At 63.3% G+C, this 15,256-nt stretch carries 12 protein-coding genes; 8 read left to right on the forward strand and 4 right to left on the reverse strand.

Translation table 11 applies throughout. The features are described from left to right. The first annotated feature begins 174 nt into the window (after positions 1-174). Positions 175-2,208, forward strand: coding sequence for an ATP-binding protein (locus tag O9Z63_RS03245; RefSeq protein ID WP_270127859.1), 2,034 nt, complete (start codon positions 175-177; stop codon positions 2,206-2,208). Here O9Z63_RS03245 and O9Z63_RS03250 read toward each other — a convergent pair. Beyond that, a complete protein-coding gene (locus O9Z63_RS03250; RefSeq protein ID WP_270127860.1) occupies positions 2,186-2,926 on the reverse strand; it encodes a LytR/AlgR family response regulator transcription factor in 741 nt (246 codons plus the stop codon). The genes O9Z63_RS03245 and O9Z63_RS03250 overlap by 23 nt on opposite strands. 291 nt (positions 2,927-3,217) lie before the next feature. On the opposite strand from O9Z63_RS03250, the gene O9Z63_RS03255 reads away from it, so the two are divergent. Next, positions 3,218-3,787: a hypothetical protein gene (locus tag O9Z63_RS03255; protein WP_270127862.1), complete on the forward strand. Its 570-nt coding sequence runs from the start codon at positions 3,218-3,220 to the stop codon at positions 3,785-3,787. A 57-nt stretch (positions 3,788-3,844) separates the two neighbouring features. On the opposite strand, the gene O9Z63_RS03260 is transcribed toward O9Z63_RS03255, so the two are convergent. From O9Z63_RS03260 to O9Z63_RS03270, 3 genes are all read right to left on the reverse strand, one after another. Then, positions 3,845-4,231, reverse strand: coding sequence for a heavy-metal-associated domain-containing protein (locus O9Z63_RS03260; RefSeq protein ID WP_270127864.1), 387 nt, complete (start codon positions 4,229-4,231; stop codon positions 3,845-3,847). 99 nt (positions 4,232-4,330) lie between these two features. After that, entirely contained in the window at positions 4,331-6,679 is a 2,349-nt protein-coding gene (locus tag O9Z63_RS03265) for a TonB-dependent receptor (RefSeq protein ID WP_270127866.1), read from the reverse strand. A gap of 97 nt (positions 6,680-6,776) precedes the next feature. Further along, positions 6,777-7,226 (reverse strand): hypothetical protein, encoded by a 450-nt coding sequence (locus tag O9Z63_RS03270; RefSeq protein ID WP_270127867.1) that lies wholly within the window; start codon positions 7,224-7,226, stop codon positions 6,777-6,779. Between the two features lie 312 nt (positions 7,227-7,538). Between O9Z63_RS03270 and mraZ the strand changes: the two genes are divergently transcribed. The 6 genes from mraZ (at position 7,539) to mraY (ending at position 15,156) form a co-directional block, all read left to right on the forward strand. Continuing rightward, the gene (gene mraZ / locus O9Z63_RS03275; RefSeq protein WP_052381101.1) at positions 7,539-8,012 is read left to right on the forward strand and encodes a division/cell wall cluster transcriptional repressor MraZ; all 474 of its coding nucleotides are present in this window, start codon (positions 7,539-7,541) and stop codon (positions 8,010-8,012) included. Next, positions 8,009-8,965, forward strand: a complete 957-nt coding sequence (gene rsmH / locus O9Z63_RS03280) for a 16S rRNA (cytosine(1402)-N(4))-methyltransferase RsmH (RefSeq protein ID WP_270127868.1) — start codon at positions 8,009-8,011, stop codon at positions 8,963-8,965. The genes mraZ and rsmH overlap by 4 nt, the downstream gene beginning before the upstream one ends. Before the next feature lie 71 nt (positions 8,966-9,036). After that, the gene (locus O9Z63_RS03285) at positions 9,037-9,741 is read left to right on the forward strand and encodes an FtsL-like putative cell division protein (protein WP_270127869.1); all 705 of its coding nucleotides are present in this window, start codon (positions 9,037-9,039) and stop codon (positions 9,739-9,741) included. A 7-nt stretch (positions 9,742-9,748) separates the two neighbouring features. Further along, positions 9,749-12,112 carry a penicillin-binding protein gene (locus O9Z63_RS03290; protein ID WP_270127870.1) on the forward strand — a complete coding sequence of 788 codons (2,364 nt, stop codon included), beginning with the start codon at positions 9,749-9,751 and terminating at the stop codon, positions 12,110-12,112. Between the two features lie 64 nt (positions 12,113-12,176). After that, positions 12,177-13,664 carry a UDP-N-acetylmuramoyl-L-alanyl-D-glutamate--2,6-diaminopimelate ligase gene (locus O9Z63_RS03295; RefSeq protein ID WP_408613560.1) on the forward strand — a complete coding sequence of 496 codons (1,488 nt, stop codon included), beginning with the start codon at positions 12,177-12,179 and terminating at the stop codon, positions 13,662-13,664. Positions 13,665-13,935: 271 nt separating this feature from the next. Further along, positions 13,936-15,156 carry a phospho-N-acetylmuramoyl-pentapeptide-transferase gene (gene mraY, locus O9Z63_RS03300; RefSeq protein WP_270127871.1) on the forward strand — a complete coding sequence of 407 codons (1,221 nt, stop codon included), beginning with the start codon at positions 13,936-13,938 and terminating at the stop codon, positions 15,154-15,156. The last annotated feature ends 100 nt before the right edge of the window (positions 15,157-15,256 follow it).

The raw sequence follows: 15,256 nt of genomic DNA on the forward strand, positions 1-15,256 counted from the left end.
TCTTCAGCATGGCTGAAGAGGTTTTAATATATGGTATTGCATATATGTATACCTTGCCCGCAATGCTTCGCATCTACTGACTGGTAGTGATACTCGTTTCAACCTCCCTGAGCATCCATGCCATTTCACTGCTCACGTACGTTTCCTGCCGTTTGGTGGCCGCTACTGGGGCTCGTGCTGTGGCTGGCGGCCACTGTGCAAACCGTGGCCCAGCCGGGCGCTGTGCCCCGCCGCAACGCAGCGGCGGCAGCCACGCAGCATCTGCGCCGGAGCGAGCAGTTGCTGCCGCTGAACCCGGCTGCGGCGCTGCTGCAAGGCGAGCAGGCGCTGCACCTGGCCGCCGTGGGTGGTCCGCCGGCGGCAGTAGGTAGTGCCTATCTGGCGATGGGCGCGGCCTACCAGGCCCAGCGGCAGTATGATGCGGCGTTGCGCCATTTTGTGCGGGCGTTGCGCCTGTATCAGCAGTTGCACGACGAGTCCGGCCGGGCGCGGGCGCTGCGGATGCTGGGGCGGGCCCAGTACCTGCAGGGCGATACCGGCCAGGCCTACGATACCTACAAGCAGGCCCTCGCCATCACGCTGGCTTTGCGCGACCCGCGCAGCGTGGCGCAGGTCTATGGCAACCTGGGGGAGCTGCTGGGAGCCGGCGGCCAGTGGCAGCGCGCCCTGCGCAGCCACGAGCAGGCCTATTCCGAGTGGCAGCAGGCCGGCAACCTGCCCGGCCAGGCCCAAGCCCTGAACGCCATCGGGCTGGCCCACCATCAGCTGCGCCAGTATAGCCGGTCGCTGTATTACCTGCGGCTTTCGCTGCAGCAGGCCCGGCAGCTGGGCGACAGTACCAGCATCGGGGAGGCGTTGGCCAGCACGGGCCGTGTGTATCAGGATGTGGGCAACTATGAAGTGGCCATGGGTTTTTACACCCAGGCCATCAGCCAGCTGCCGCATTACACGCCCCCGGCCAGGCGGGCGGCCGCGCTGCAGGCGCTGGCCCTCGTGCAGGACTCCATGGCTAACCGGCCCGCCGCTATCCGGGCGCTCCGGCAGGCGCTGCCGCTGGCCCGGCAGGCGGGCTCCCAGATTCAGGTGAGTACGCTGTATCAGAAGCTGGCCGATCTGTATCAGCGGGAAAACAACTACCCGCTGGCTTTGGCAGCGCAGCGCCGCTATTCCGATTTGCAGGACAGCGTATTTGCCGAGCGCCGCTCAGCCCAGATAGCGGAGCTGCAGACGCGCTACGAAACCGAGAAAAAAGGGCGGGAGATTCAGCTTCTGCTCAAAAACCGGCAGATTCAGGACGCCAATCTGCACCGCCAGAAGCTGCTGCGCAACACCATGGCCGTGGGTGCCCTGCTGCTGCTGCTGACGGTGGCCGCTCTGTACCGGGGGCGCCGCGAGCAGGCCCGCGTCAACCGGCTGCTGCAGCGGAAAAACCGGGCTATCAACCGGCAGAAACAGGAGCTGAGTCACCTCAACCGCACCAAAGACACGCTGTTCTCTATTATTTCGCACGACCTGCGTAGTCCGCTCAGTTCGCTGTACTCCATGCTCACGCTGCAGACTATCGGCAATCTGCCGCCTGAACGGATGGCAGCGCATACCCAGCGGCTCAGCCGCACGCTCGACGTGACGCTGCGTCTGCTCGATAACCTGCTCAACTGGTCGGCCGCGCAGATGCAAGGCGACAAAGTGCGTCCCGAGAAAGTGGTGCTGCAGACGGCGGTTGAGGAAGCTCTGGCGCTGCTGGCCGGTGATGCCGAGCGCAAGAACATTGAGCTGCGCACCCAACTCCCCGCGCACTGCCTGGTAAGTGCCGACGTGAATATGCTGCGGCTGGTGCTGCGCAATCTGGTGGGCAACGCCATAAAATTCACGCCGGCCGAGGGCAACGTCACTATTTCTGCGCGCCTCCGGGAAGCGGGCGTGTGGGAAATAGCCGTTGCGGATACCGGGGTGGGCATTGCCGTGCCCGATCAGGCGCGCCTGTTTGGCGAAGACGGCCTGCATTCCACGCTGGGCACGGCCCACGAGAAAGGCACCGGGCTGGGGCTGCGCCTGTGCAAGGAGTTTGTGGAGCGCAACGGCGGGCGCATCAGCTTCGAGTCGGTGCTGGGGCAGGGTACTACCTTCTGGTTTACGCTGCCCGCCGCGCCCGAGGCACCGGGGCCGCCCGCGCCGGCGGTACCGGCTATTGCTGCTGCCGCCGGATAAGCGTGCGGTTCACTACCCGTTCCGTCACCCGCTCGCGGTAGGTCTGGCCCAGTGGCAGCGCGTGCCCGCCCACCCGCACCTCCAGGTTGCTGATCGACTCAATCTGCCCGGAATTGACCAAGTAGGAGCGGTGCGTGCGGATAAACATGCCGGCCGGCAGTTGCTCTTCCAGGTTTTTCAGGTTGACCAGCGTCAGGTGCGTGCGGCCGTCGGCGGTGTTGATCTTGGTGAAATCCTTGAGGGCCTCGATGTACAGGACGTCACGGTAGTGGAGGCGCACAAACTGGGCATCGGTGCGGATAAAAAACGAGCCCCAGCCCGACAGGGCATCCTGCTTGGGGTCGTTTTCCGGCGAATTGGCCCGCAGAATACCCGCCACTTTATTGACGGCTTTCAGGAAACGGTCCAGGGAAATGGGCTTCAGCAGAAAGTCAATCACGTCGAGGTTGAACCCTTCCATGGCGTACTGCGGATGGGCCGTCATGAGCACTACCAGCGGCGGGTGGTGCAAGGAGCGCACCAAGTCCAGGCCACTCAGATGGGGCATCGTAACGTCGGAAAAGAGCACCTGCACGTCGTTGGTGAGCAAGTAGCGGTGGGCCTCCAGTGGGTCCGTGAACGTGGCTTTCACGTCCAGAATGTCCGTCATAGCCACGTAGGCCTGCAACAGGTCCAGTACCAGCGGATCGTCGTCAAGCAGCAGGCAGGTAATCTTCATGGAGTAGCAGAAAGGGGCAGGTGACCGGGTCAATATAAAGAGTTTCGAAGGGAAATAGGCAATTCTCTATAAGAAGAAATCAATCTTAACGGCAAATATTACCATATACGTCTACTTTTTGACCTCATTGCTCTACTTTAAAGACTTATAGTCAAGTGCTTCAGCTAACTTATAGAGTAGTCAGAATTTTGAATATTCGACAGCCATCGAGTGGAGTCTGTTTGAGTTTCATGGTTTACTGACTGTCGTTTGCCGCGCTCTGTTCCTGCCTGCACACCTGTCCTCTCTGCTATGAATCCGGCTTACCTACCTGTTGCCGCGCTACCCCCGGTTGTGCTGGGCGTCGCGCTTACGATTGGCTTACATCAGGGGCTGCGCCGGTCGCTGCACACGGCGTTTGGCCTGAAAACCCGGGCCATCAACCTGCGCATCGACCCGAGCATGGACCTGATATTTCTGTGCGAAGTTACACTGCCCGGCACATTGGCCTGCCTGGCCGCCCTCACGCGGCCCGGCATTACGGCCGTAACCCTGCGGCAGGCGCACCTGGAGTGGCAGCCCGATCCGGCCCATCCGATCGGACGCGGCACCTCCACGCTGGCGGCGCTGGAAAGCGGCAGCTGCTTTCTCACGGCCAACACGCGCAAGATTCCTATTGCCTCGTTCTCGGCTGCCGACGTGCACCCGACCCGTGTGAACATGGAGCTGCAGGGCCGGCCCAATCTGCTGGAATATCTGCGCTCCGACTGGTTTACGCTGGAAATATCCGGCACCAACCGGCGGCGTCTGACTCGGCCCTTAGGCTTCAGTGCGGTGCTGGAATTCGACCTGCAGATGAACCCAGAGCTGGCGGGTATGTAGGCCGGCTGCACTCAGCAAAAAGCCTCTCCGCAGAGCTGCAGAGAGGCTTTTTGCTGATTACTCGCCGCCGGTGTGCACGGCGTTGGTTTTCTTGCAGCAGTCGGGCAGCCGGTCGTAGGCGCGGGCCTCGGCGGGCTGGCTGTCGGCGTCGTAGCCGGTTTTCTGCACGGCCGAGCGGAGGGCAGCCGGGGTGGTTTTGTCGGGGCGGTAGCTGACGGTGAGCACTTGGCTAGGTACGTCGAGCACGGCGGCCTGCACGCCTTTTTCGTAGGCCATGGCCTTTTCGAGGCGCGTTTTGCACATGTCGCACACGGCCGAGGTTTTCAGCTTCACCTGTTCCGTGCCGGGGCCTTTGGCTTTGGCGGGGACGGCCGTCTGAGCCTGGGTGCTGAAAGAAACGAGGCTGATAGCCGAAAGCAGAAGGAATTTCAGAGAGTTCATCATCAGGAAAGCAAAGCTGACAGGCAGCGGGAAAACAAGGGAACTGCGGACCTCCTAACAAATACGCCGCCAGAAGTGTGCCGCTGGATTGAAGATGCCCGGTTAATCGAGCCGGAAACGCAGGCCGGCGTAGGTGAGGCGGCCATAGGTGGGGCCCCAGACCATGGCGGCGTCAAAGGCCGGGCTGAACGGTGCCGCCGCCCCGTCGATGGGGTTGGGCTGGCGGTAGTTGGTGAGATTTTCGATGCCGGCGTACACTTCAAAGCGCTTGAAGGCCCGGGTCACCTGCGTGTTGAGCAGGGCAAAACGGGGCGCGTATGGCAGCTGCATCTCGTCGGTGCCGTGCTGGTGGCCCGGCTCGCTGGGGTTGTAGGCCAGCGGGCGGCGGCCGTAGAGCTGCACCGTCAGGTCGGCGCGCCACTTGTCGAAAGCCGTGGCGTAGCCCACGTTGAAAAACACGCGGTGCGGCACCGTGAGCGGCCGGGGCAGCAGCTCGCCGCCGTAGGTGGTCTGCACATCCAGGTACTTGTAGGCGGCTTTGGCCGTGAGGCCCTTTACCGGCTCCACCTGTACTTCGGTCTGGAAGCTGCGCGAGAAGGAGCGGGCCCCGGGCGCCAGGTTGTCGATGAGCAGCAGATTGGGCGAGCTGTACATATCGGACACTACCTGGTTCTGGAACTCGGTGTGGTAGTAGTCGGCCACGAAAGTGGCGGGGCGGCTGGCCACCGTGAAATACTGCGTGAAGCTGCCGCCCACGTTCCAGGCCTTTTCGGGCCGCAGGTTGGGCGCAATCAGGAATTCGCGTGAACTGAGCAAGGCGCCGCTGTTTTCAGCAATGGGGTTGGCCACCCGGAAGCCCGTGCCGGCCGCCAGCCGCAGCACCGTGTTTTTGGTGGCGTCGTACTTCACGTTGAGGCGGGGCGTGAGCTGCCAGCCGTAAAGGTTGTGTCGGTCGAGGCGCAGGCCGCCCACCAGCGTGAGGTTATGGCTGTTCTGGTAAGTGTACTCGGCGAAGGCGCCGGGCACGTTTTCCAAGCGGTTGCGGTGCTCCCGGGCGTAGCGCTGCTCGGGCGTGTCGGTGGCGTAGGCGACGCCCTGGCTGAAAAACTCCCGGTAGTCGTCGTGCAGGTAGCTCAGGCCGAGGCGGTAGGTGTGGGCCGTGGTGCCCAGCACGCTCTGAAACAGCAGCGTGGCCAGGCCGGTGCGCTGGGTGCCGTCGTACTGGCGGAGGGTGCGCTGGGTGCTGGTTGGGGTCAGGACGCGGCCGTAGGAGTAGTCGGAGTTGAAGTCATGCGACGTGCCGCTCAACAGCAAACCCAGGCTCTGGTAGGGCCGGCCGGGCCAGGTGTAGGAGGTTTTGGCGTAGCCGGTGTAGCGGGTGGTGCGGGCCGTGAAGCCGTAGTCGCGCTGGTAGGCGTCGGCGTTTTCCGGCCGGAAAGCCAGCTGCCCGCCTTCCCGGGTTTCGCGCAGCGCGCCCAGGCCCACTTCACTAACTAAGCCTTTACCCGACAGATATTTCCACTTGTTGAATACATTGTACTGCGTGGCCAGCGGCAGGTCCATGAATCCGTCGTTGTTGCGGTCGACGCGGCGGCCTAGGTGGTCGGTGTGGAGCAGGAATGTGGTGCTGACCTTCTTGCTCAAAGGCGAAGCCAGATTCAGGTTAAGGTCGAATTTGCCCAGGTCGTTGGCGTAGGCGTTGAACAGCAGCCGCTCGGCCTTATCGGGTTCCTTGAGGCGGATATTGACCTGGCCGGCAATGCTTTCGTAGCCGTTCACCACCGAGCCCATGCCTTTGATGATGTCGATGCTCTCAATCCAAGTGCCGGAGAGGTAGCCCAAGCGGTAGGGCGTGGCTAGGCCGCGCAGGGCCGGCAGGTTGTCAACGGTCAGCAGTGAATAGGCGCCATCCAGCCCCAGCAGCTGAATCTGCTTGGCCCCCGACACGGCGTCGGTGGTGGAAACCTCCACGGCGGCGTTGGTTTCGAAGCTTTCGGCCAGGTTGCAGCACGCCGACTTGGTCAGGTCGCGGCTGGTTATCACCTGGGTGTTGGTGGGCGTGAGGGCCGAGTAGGCCACCGCGCGGCCTTCCACTTTCACTTCGCCCAGCTCGGTGCCGGGCTTGAGCGCCACGCGCACGTAGGGCGTGCCGGTGGCGGCTACGGCCACCGTATCGGCGCGGTAGCCGAGGGCGTTGATGATGAGGCGGCTGGCCTCGGCGCGGGCCGGGCGGGCCAGCGAAAACTGGCCGGTGGCGTTAGTAGTGGCGGCGTCGGTGGTGCCGAGCCAGCGCACCACGGCGCCGGGCAGCGGGGTGGCGGCGGCGGCATCCGTCACCTGGCCCCGCACCGGAGCAATTACATCGGCAGACGATTGGGCCGTGGCCGTGGCGGCCGCGCTCAGCACCAGGCCAAGCGCAGCCGTCAGGGAAGGCGCAGAAACAAGATTCATACAGTCAGGAAGTTAGCATTCATTCAGAAGAAAGCAGCCGGTGCAGCATCACACGGCGGTTTCAGCCGGCCTGAAACAGACCAGCCCGAACGAAATGCTAGACGACCAGCACCTGAATGAACGTCAGCAGTTGCCGGCCCGCCCGGGGCGGCGGCGAGCTGTCGGAGGCGTGCCAGGCGGCGGCACGAGCCACCAGCGGGGCCGGGGGCAGCGTGGGCCAGGCGGTGGCCGGAAACCAGTCGGCCGCCAAGGGTGGCGGCAGCAGCTTCGCCCAGGCCAGCTCGGGTGCGGGCACGTCCAGCTTGTGCAGGTGGGCCTGGAAGTCGCAGCAGGCACTCGTCAGCTGCGCTTTCGTGGAATGATGCGTGGCCTCCTGAGTGGGCTCCGGGGCCGGGCAGCGGTGCTTGGGCGTGCTGAACACCACCGCCGTGGTGCGGTAGCCACTCTGCCGGCAGGTATGCTGCAGCACCGCCATGCCCACCGAGGCGGTGAGCACCAGCAGCGCCAGAAGCGCACTGAATAGCCGGTGGGAGAGAGGACGCTGCATAACTCCTGCAAAGATACGCAACCCGGGCCGGGGTTGCAGGTGCAGAATGCGGTGGGCCATTGTGCAAAACCCGGCCATTGGCAGGCCAAGCTTTCGGCAACCGTTAGCAGTAGCGCCCCACTCTGCCATTATGTCAAGCGTTCCGGAGAGGCGATTTGCGGCGGGACCTAACCGGCTTAGTAATGCGCTAAATATGCGTTTTACTGCGTTTAAACGCGGTTTTCGGGGAGTGGTAGAAAATGGTAAATAGTGGTTGCCTTTTCTGAGGCATTGCGTACTTTTGCTATCATCCCTCACCTGTGCCCACCAATCATGCACCTGCTCTCTGGCGAATACGACTGCAAGCTGGACCCGAAAGGGCGGCTGGTGCTGCCGGCCAAGGTGAAGGGCAGCCTGCCGGAGGCGTCCGGCAACCAGTTGGTGCTGGTGCGGGGCTTCGAGCCCTGCCTGGTGCTCTACCCGCGGGAAGCGTGGCGCGTGATTCACGACAAGGTGATGGCGCTCGACGAGTTCAACGAGGAGTACCGGCAGTTTCAGCGCAACTTCTTCCGGGGCATGACCGAGGTGGAGCTAGATAGCATCGGGCGGTTTATGCTGCCGGGGTCTATGCGGCGCTACGCCGGCCTGGAGAAGGAAGCCATCATCGTGGGCCTCGGCAACCGCTGCGAAATCTGGGACACCACCCGCTACGACGAATACCTCATAAAGGACCAGCAGAGCTTCTCGAAGCTGGCCCAGAAATTTCTTACCACCGAAACCGGGCCTGGCGGCTCCCTGGCCGCATGAGCGAAACCCCAGCAAACGACTACCTGAACGACACGGCCTACCACCGGCCCGTAATGCTGCGCGAGTGCCTGGAGGCGCTGGAGCTGCGCTCCGAGGGCCGCTACGTCGACGTGACCTTCGGGGGCGGCGGCCACTCGGCCCGGATTCTGGAGCACCTGAGCGGCGCCGGCCACCTCTATAGCTTCGACCAGGACGCCGACGCTGAGCGCGAGGCCGCCAAGCTGGCCCGGCCGCAGTTCACGTTCATCCGCAGCAACTTCCGCGACCTGCACCAGGAGCTGCAGCGCCACGGCGCCCTGCCCGTGGATGGGCTGCTGGCCGACCTGGGCGTGTCGTCGCACCAGTTTGATACGCCGGAGCGTGGCTTCAGCACCCGCTTCGACGGGCCGCTGGACATGCGCATGAACGCCGAGGACGGCCCTACGGCCGCCGATATCATCAACGAGTACCCGGAAGCCGACCTGCACCGCATCTTCGGCATGTACGGCGAGGTGACCAACGCCCGCACCCTGGCCCAAACCGTGGCCTCGGCGCGGCGCGGCCAGACCATCAGCACCATTGCCGGCCTGAAAAAGGCCATTGCCAGCTGCACGCCGCGCGGCAAGGAAAACAAGTACCTGGCCCAGGTATTTCAGGCGTTGCGCATCGAGGCCAACGACGAAATGAAGGCCCTGCAGGAAATGCTGGAGCAAACGGCGCAGGTGCTGCGCCCTGGCGGCCGGCTGGTGGTGATGAGCTACCACTCGCTGGAAGACCGGCTGGTGAAGAACTTCCTGGCCAAGGGCAAGTTCTTCGGCGAAGCGGAAAAAGACCTGTTCGGCAACACCAACACCCCGTTCGAGGTCCTGACCCGCAAGCCGATTGAGGCCTCCGAGCAGGAGGTAGCCACGAACAGCCGCGCCCGTTCGGCCAAGCTGCGCATCGGTATCAAAAGTGAGGAGCGAAGTCGGTAGCACACTACGCGACACTGCGTCACCCACTGCGAAACACTGCGAGAAATCACCTTTGACCTTCCCCACGCCCCGTGGCCATTAATACCATAAAACCCGCCGCCAGCCAGCCCCGCGCCAACGTGCCCCGCCACGTGGAGCCGGAGCCTGTGCCCACGCCGGAGCCCGCTTCCGCGCGGCCAGCGGAGCCTGCCCCGCGCGCCCCAAAGGCCGCCAAGGCTCCGCGGCCGGCGGCGCCCCGCAACTCCTGGAGCGTGTTTTCGCTGCTGGAGCGCCTCACGCGCATGGATGGCCTGTTTCGGGAAGGGCTGCCGGTGCGCTACCTGCCGCACGTGCTATTCGTGATGCTGCTGATTCTGATTTACATCGGCAACACGCACTACGCCACCCGCATGAACCGCAGCATCCAGCGCCTGAAGATTGAGGCCGAAGATCTGCGCGCCGACTACACGACCCTGAAATCGGACTACATGGAAGCTAGCAAGCAAAGCGAGGTGGCCCGCAAAGTGGCCGCCTACGGGCTGGTGGAAAGCTCCTCGCCGCCGTTCCGCATTGAAGTGCCCGCCGGCCGCCTCGACGAGGCTGCCCTGGACCTGGTACCCGTGCTGACGGCCGATTCGCTGGCGGCGCGCACCCTGCGCGACTCGCTGCGCCGCGCCGGCCCCGTTGGGCCGATTGACTCGATGTCCATTGAGGTAGGGGCGCCGCCCGTACCCATCGGGACGGATGCCACCGGGGAGCCGGCCATGCCGGAACCCACCACGCCTCGCCGCCGCTAACTGCCCTATGAAAGGAAGCGTTAAAAAATCCATCGTTACCCGCGTACGGCTGGCGTTTTTGGGCGTCTGCCTGTTTTCGTGCGCGGTGGTCTGGAAGATTTCCAACATCCAATTCAAGGAAGGCGAAAAGTGGCGCGCCCTGGAGCAGGAGCGCCGCGTGGTGTACCAGCCCGTGTTTGCCACCCGCGGCACCATCCTCGCCGACGACGGCAAAAGCATCATGGCCACCTCGCTGCCCTTCTTCCGGGTAGCCTGGGACCCGAGCGTGGTAGACCGCCAGCTGTTCGACCAAAAGGTGGACTCGCTGGCGATTCAGTTGGCGCACTTCTTCGGCGACCGGAGCGTATCGGAGTACAAGCGCAAGCTCAAGAACGCCCGGCTGGCCAAGCCGTCGGTGCGCTACATCCGGCTGAACTCGCGCCAGATCAACTACCAGGAGAAAAAGGAGCTGGCCAACTGGCCCATCTTCCGGGAAGGTAAAAACAAGGGCGGTGTCATCTTCGAGAAGGTGGACAAGCGCTTCCGGCCGTTTGGCGGGCTGGCGCAGCGCACCATCGGCTTCGTGAACGAAGACAAGAACGGCGCGGGCCTGGAGTTCACCTTCAACCGCCACCTGGCCGGCAAAGACGGCGAGGCCCTGTTTGAGCGCCTGCCCGGCGGCAACAAGCCCATCTACGACGGCACCGAGGTGAAGCCGATTCCGGGCTACGACGTGCAGACCACGCTCGACATCAACCTGCAGGATGTGGCCGAAAACGCCCTCTACAAGTCGTTGGTGGACAACAACGCCCAGTACGGCTGCGTGATTCTGATGGAAGTGGCCACCGGCGAAATCAAGGCCGTGGCCAACCTGGGCAAGGTGGCCGAGGGCGTGTACCGCGAGGACTACAACTACGCCATTGCCGACCAGGGCCGCACCGAGCCGGGCTCCACGTTCAAGCTGGCCTCCATGATGGCTCTGTTCGAGGAAAACCCCGAACTCAGCCTCGACGACATCGTGGATACCGGCAACGGCCGCATGTATATTGGCGGGGCCGTGAAGACGGACTCGCACGGCTACGGCAAGATTACGGTGAAGCAGGTGTTTGAGAAGTCCAGCAACATCGGGGTGGCCGTGCTTGTGGACCGGCAGTTCAGCAAGCAGCCCCAGCGCTACGCCGAACACCTCAAGCGCTTCGGGCTGCACAAGCCGCTGGGCTTCCAGATGGCCGGTGAGGCGCGCCCCTACGTGAAAGACCCCCAGGACCGCAGCTGGAGCCGCACTTCGCTCACCACCATGAGCATCGGCTACGAGCTGAAACTGGCCCCCTTGCAGACGCTGGCCTTCTATAACGCCGTGGCCAACAACGGCGTGAAGGTGCAGCCCATGATTGTGCGCGAAATCCGGCAGGCCGATAAGGTGCTGGAGCGGTTTGAGCCCACGGTGCTGAACCCCAAAATCTGCTCCGACGAGACGCTGGCCAAGATGAAGGCCATGATGGAAGGCGTGGTGACCGAAGGCACGGCCCGCGGCATCCGCAGCGAAGATTTCACGATGGCCGGCAAAACCGGCACCGCCTGGAAATTCAAGAATGGCGCCTATACCAAGGTGTATTCCACCAGCTTCTGCGGCTATTTTCCGGCCGAAAAGCCCAAGTACAGCTGCATCGTGGTGGTGGACTCGCCCAAGAAGGGCCGCATCTACGGCGCCGACGTGGCCGCCCCGGTGTTCCGCGAGGTGGCCGACAAAGCCATGGCCCGCGACGCTGCCAGCCAGCGCCCCTTGCTGGCCCGGGCCGCTTCGCTGCAGAAAGCCAAGCTGCCCTACGCCCCGGCCGGCATGCAGGACGAGCTGCGGCTGGTGTGTGAGCAGATCGGGGTGAAAAGCGAAGGCGCCGCCCCCGACGAGGACTGGGTGCGCACCCCGCTGGCCGCTGACAGCAACGCCGAAACCCTTGCCCTGCAGCCGCTGGCCGTGAAGCCCGGCCGGGTGCCCAACGTCACGGGCCTGACCTTGCGCGACGCGCTGTTTCTGCTGGAAAACCGGGGGCTGCGCGTGCGCACCCAGGGCACGGGCCGCGTGAAGGCGCAGTCGGTGGCGGCGGGCACGATGGCGCGGCGCGGCACGGTGGTGGTGCTGGCCATGGAGCCCATCGGGCAACGCTCGGCCGGTCCTGCGCCAGTAGCGGCCCCGGCCCCCAGCCAGCTAGCTGAAAACAAGCTGCTCACGCCCATCGACACCGACCTCGACGCCAAAGCCCGGGCCTTGGCTGCCAAAGCCAAGGCTCGCCTGACCGGCACCATGCCAGCCACGGCCGCCCCCGCCCGCAAAAAGCCCGACCCCAAACCCACGGCGCAGCAGCCCGCTGCCACCAAGCCGCCCAAGAGCTAGCACGCCCCAGCGCCTTCTGCGCCTTCCTCTGCGCCCTCTGCGGGCTAAAACTGACCGAACAACCTTGTCTACCCCGAAAGAAATAACGCCCCCGCTTTTCGCCTTGCTCGCCGACGTCACCGTGACGGCGCAGCACGGCCCCACCGACGTGCCCGTGCAGCAGCTCACGCTGGACTCGCGGCAGGCGGCGCCCGGCGCCGTGTTCTTCGCGCTGCGCGGTGCCGCCACCGATGGGCACCAGTTTATTGAAAAGGCCGTGGCGCAGGGCGTGGCCGCAGTGGTGTGCGAAGTGCTGCCCGCCGAGCTGAACCCGGCCACTGCCTACGTGCAGGTGCCCGACTCGGCCGAGGCCATGGCCCACATGGCGGCCGCCTTCTACGGCCACCCGTCGCGCAGCCTTACCCTGATTGGCGTAACCGGCACCAACGGCAAAACCACCTGCGCCACGCTGCTGCACAAGCTGCTGCGCGAGCTGGGCTACCACACCGGCCTGCTGAGCACCGTGCAGAACCAGATTGACGAGCAGGTGATTCCGGCCACCCACACCACGCCCGACGCCATCCGGCTCAACGAGCTGCTGGCCCGCATGGTGGAAGCCGGCTGCACCCACGCCTGCATGGAAGTAAGCAGCCACGCCGTGGTGCAGCACCGCACCACGGCGCTGCGCTTCGCCGGCGGCATCTTCACCAACCTCACCCACGACCACCTCGACTACCACGGCACGTTCGACAACTACCTGAAAGCCAAGAAGGGCTTTTTCGATAGCCTGCCCAAAACGGCCTTCGCCCTCACCAACGCCGACGACAAACGCGGCATGGTGATGCTGCAGAACACCGCCGCCCGCCGCGAAACCTACTCGCTGCGCAGCGCCGCTACGTTCCGGGCCAAGCTGATTGAAAACGCCGTGCACGGCCTGCACCTCGAAATCGACGGGCACGATGCGCAGTTCCGGCTGATTGGGGTGTTCAATGCCTACAACCTGCTGGCCGTGTATGGCGCGGCTGTGCTGCTGGGCGAGGAGCCGCTGGAAGTGCTGACGGTGTTATCTGGTTTGCTGTCGGCGCCGGGCCGCTTCGAGACTATTGTATCGGGCAAAACCCGCGTGACGGGCATCGTGGACTACGCCCATACGCCCGACGCGCTGGAAAACGTGCTCCAGACCATTGCCGACATCCGCCAGCCCACCCAACAGGTAATTACGGTGGTAGGCTGCGGCGGCAACCGCGACGGCGCCAAGCGCCCCATCATGGCGCACCTGGCCTGCCAGGCCTCCGATAGGGTGGTGCTGACTTCCGACAACCCGCGCTTCGAGGACCCCAACGATATTCTGGCCCAGATGCAGGCCGGCGTGAAAGTGCAGGACCAGGCCAAAGTCCTCACCATCCCCGACCGGCGCGAGGCCATCAAAACCGCCGTCACGCTGGCCGGACCCAACGACATTGTGCTGGTAGCCGGCAAAGGCCACGAAACCTATCAGGAAGTGAAAGGCGTGAAAGCCGATTTCGACGATAAGAAGGTATTGCAGGAGATGTTTGAGCTGCTTGGGAAGTAACTCTCTGTCATTGCGAGCGGAGCGAAGCAATCCTTCCTCTCATGGCAGACACTTTCCTTATAGATAAACCCTCCGGCAGTAGTGTAGTAACCAAAAGCCGGAAAGCTTTCTGCTCAGGGTTGCTTAGCGCTTAAAGAGAAAGGATTACTTCGCTCCGCTCGCAATGACACTACACCAAAATCAACACAAACGCAACGCTTGCCGAACCCCGAAAAACTGGAACCTTTGCAGCTTGCCTCCCTTCTGACCGCAACCTGCTGACCTCGCGCCCATGCTGTATTACCTGTTCAACTACTTATATAAAGTGCATCACGTGCCCGGCACGGGCGTGATGCAGTACAGCTCGTTTCGCGCGGCCCTGTCCATTGTCACCTCGCTCATCATTGCCCAGTACTTCGGGGCGCCGCTGATCCGGCTGCTGCAGCGCCAGCAGATCGGGGAGAGCATCCGCGACCTGGGCTTGCAGGGCCAGATGGAGAAGAAGGGCACGCCTACCATGGGCGGCCTGATTATCCTGCTGGCCATTCTGGTGCCGGTGCTGCTGTTTGCCAAGCTCGACAACATCTACATCGTGCTCATGATTCTGAGCACCGTCTGGCTGGGGCTGATTGGCTTCGTCGATGACTACATCAAGGTGGTGAAGAAGGACAAGGAAGGTTTGGCCGGCCGCTTCAAGATTATGGGGCAGGTGGGGCTGGGCCTCACGGTGGGCTGGGTGCTGTTCTTCTCCAACGACGTGACCGTGCGCCAGTACCTGCTGGCCAACGGCCAGGCCTCCGCCGTAGACGCCAGCACCATCTACCAGGATGTGAAACTGATGATTACGACGGTGCCGTTCCTGAAGAACAACGAGCTTAACTACGGCGACCTGTTCGCCACGGCCGGCGACTTCTTCAACGAGTACTACGCCTTCTTCTACATCCCCATCGTCATCCTCATCATCACGGCCGTCAGCAACGGCGCCAACATTACCGACGGCCTCGACGGGCTGGCGGCGGGCACGTCGGCCATCATCGGCACCACGCTGGCCATCTTCGCCTTCGTGAGCGGCAATGCCTTGCTAGCTGACTACCTAGATATTATGTTCATTCCGAACTCCGGGGAGCTGGTGATTTTCTGCGCGGCCTTCGTGGGGGCCTGCGTGGGCTTTTTGTGGTACAATAGCTACCCGGCGCAAGTGTTCATGGGCGACACCGGCTCGCTGGCCATCGGCGGCATTATTGCCGTGCTGGCCATCATCGTGCGTAAAGAGCTCTTGATTCCGGTGCTGTGCGGAGTGTTTCTGATTGAAAACCTGTCGGTTATGCTGCAGGTGAGCTGGTTTAAGTACACCAAGCGCAAGTACGGCGAAGGGCGCCGGCTGCTGCGCATGTCGCCGCTGCACCACCACTACCAGAAGCTCGGCTACCACGAATCCAAAATCGTGTCGCGGTTCTGGATTGTGGGGATTATGCTGGCGGTCTTGACTTTGGTTACTCTCAAATTGCGCTAATGCTGAATGGTACTGAGTAATGCGTATTGAGTGGTTGGTATAGTAGGAGTTAGCGTCCTAATTCCTTGCTGCCTGACACTAAACACAGTACTCACTACTA

Origin of the sequence: Hymenobacter yonginensis (assembly GCF_027625995.1) — a bacterium.
Lineage (GTDB): Bacteria > Bacteroidota > Bacteroidia > Cytophagales > Hymenobacteraceae > Hymenobacter > Hymenobacter yonginensis.

Coding starts and splice junctions, on each gene's coding strand:
- O9Z63_RS03250 (WP_270127860.1), bottom strand. CDS start 2,926: ATGAAGATTACCTGCCTGCTGCTTGACGACGATCCGCTGGTACTGGAC.
- mraY (WP_270127871.1), top strand. CDS start 13,936: ATGCTGTATTACCTGTTCAACTACTTATATAAAGTGCATCACGTGCCC.
- O9Z63_RS03265 (WP_270127866.1), bottom strand. CDS start 6,679: ATGAATCTTGTTTCTGCGCCTTCCCTGACGGCTGCGCTTGGCCTGGTG.
- O9Z63_RS03260 (WP_270127864.1), bottom strand. CDS start 4,231: ATGATGAACTCTCTGAAATTCCTTCTGCTTTCGGCTATCAGCCTCGTT.
- mraZ (WP_052381101.1), top strand. CDS start 7,539: ATGCACCTGCTCTCTGGCGAATACGACTGCAAGCTGGACCCGAAAGGG.
- O9Z63_RS03290 (WP_270127870.1), top strand. CDS start 9,749: ATGAAAGGAAGCGTTAAAAAATCCATCGTTACCCGCGTACGGCTGGCG.
- rsmH (WP_270127868.1), top strand. CDS start 8,009: ATGAGCGAAACCCCAGCAAACGACTACCTGAACGACACGGCCTACCAC.
- O9Z63_RS03255 (WP_270127862.1), top strand. CDS start 3,218: ATGAATCCGGCTTACCTACCTGTTGCCGCGCTACCCCCGGTTGTGCTG.
- O9Z63_RS03270 (WP_270127867.1), bottom strand. CDS start 7,226: ATGCAGCGTCCTCTCTCCCACCGGCTATTCAGTGCGCTTCTGGCGCTG.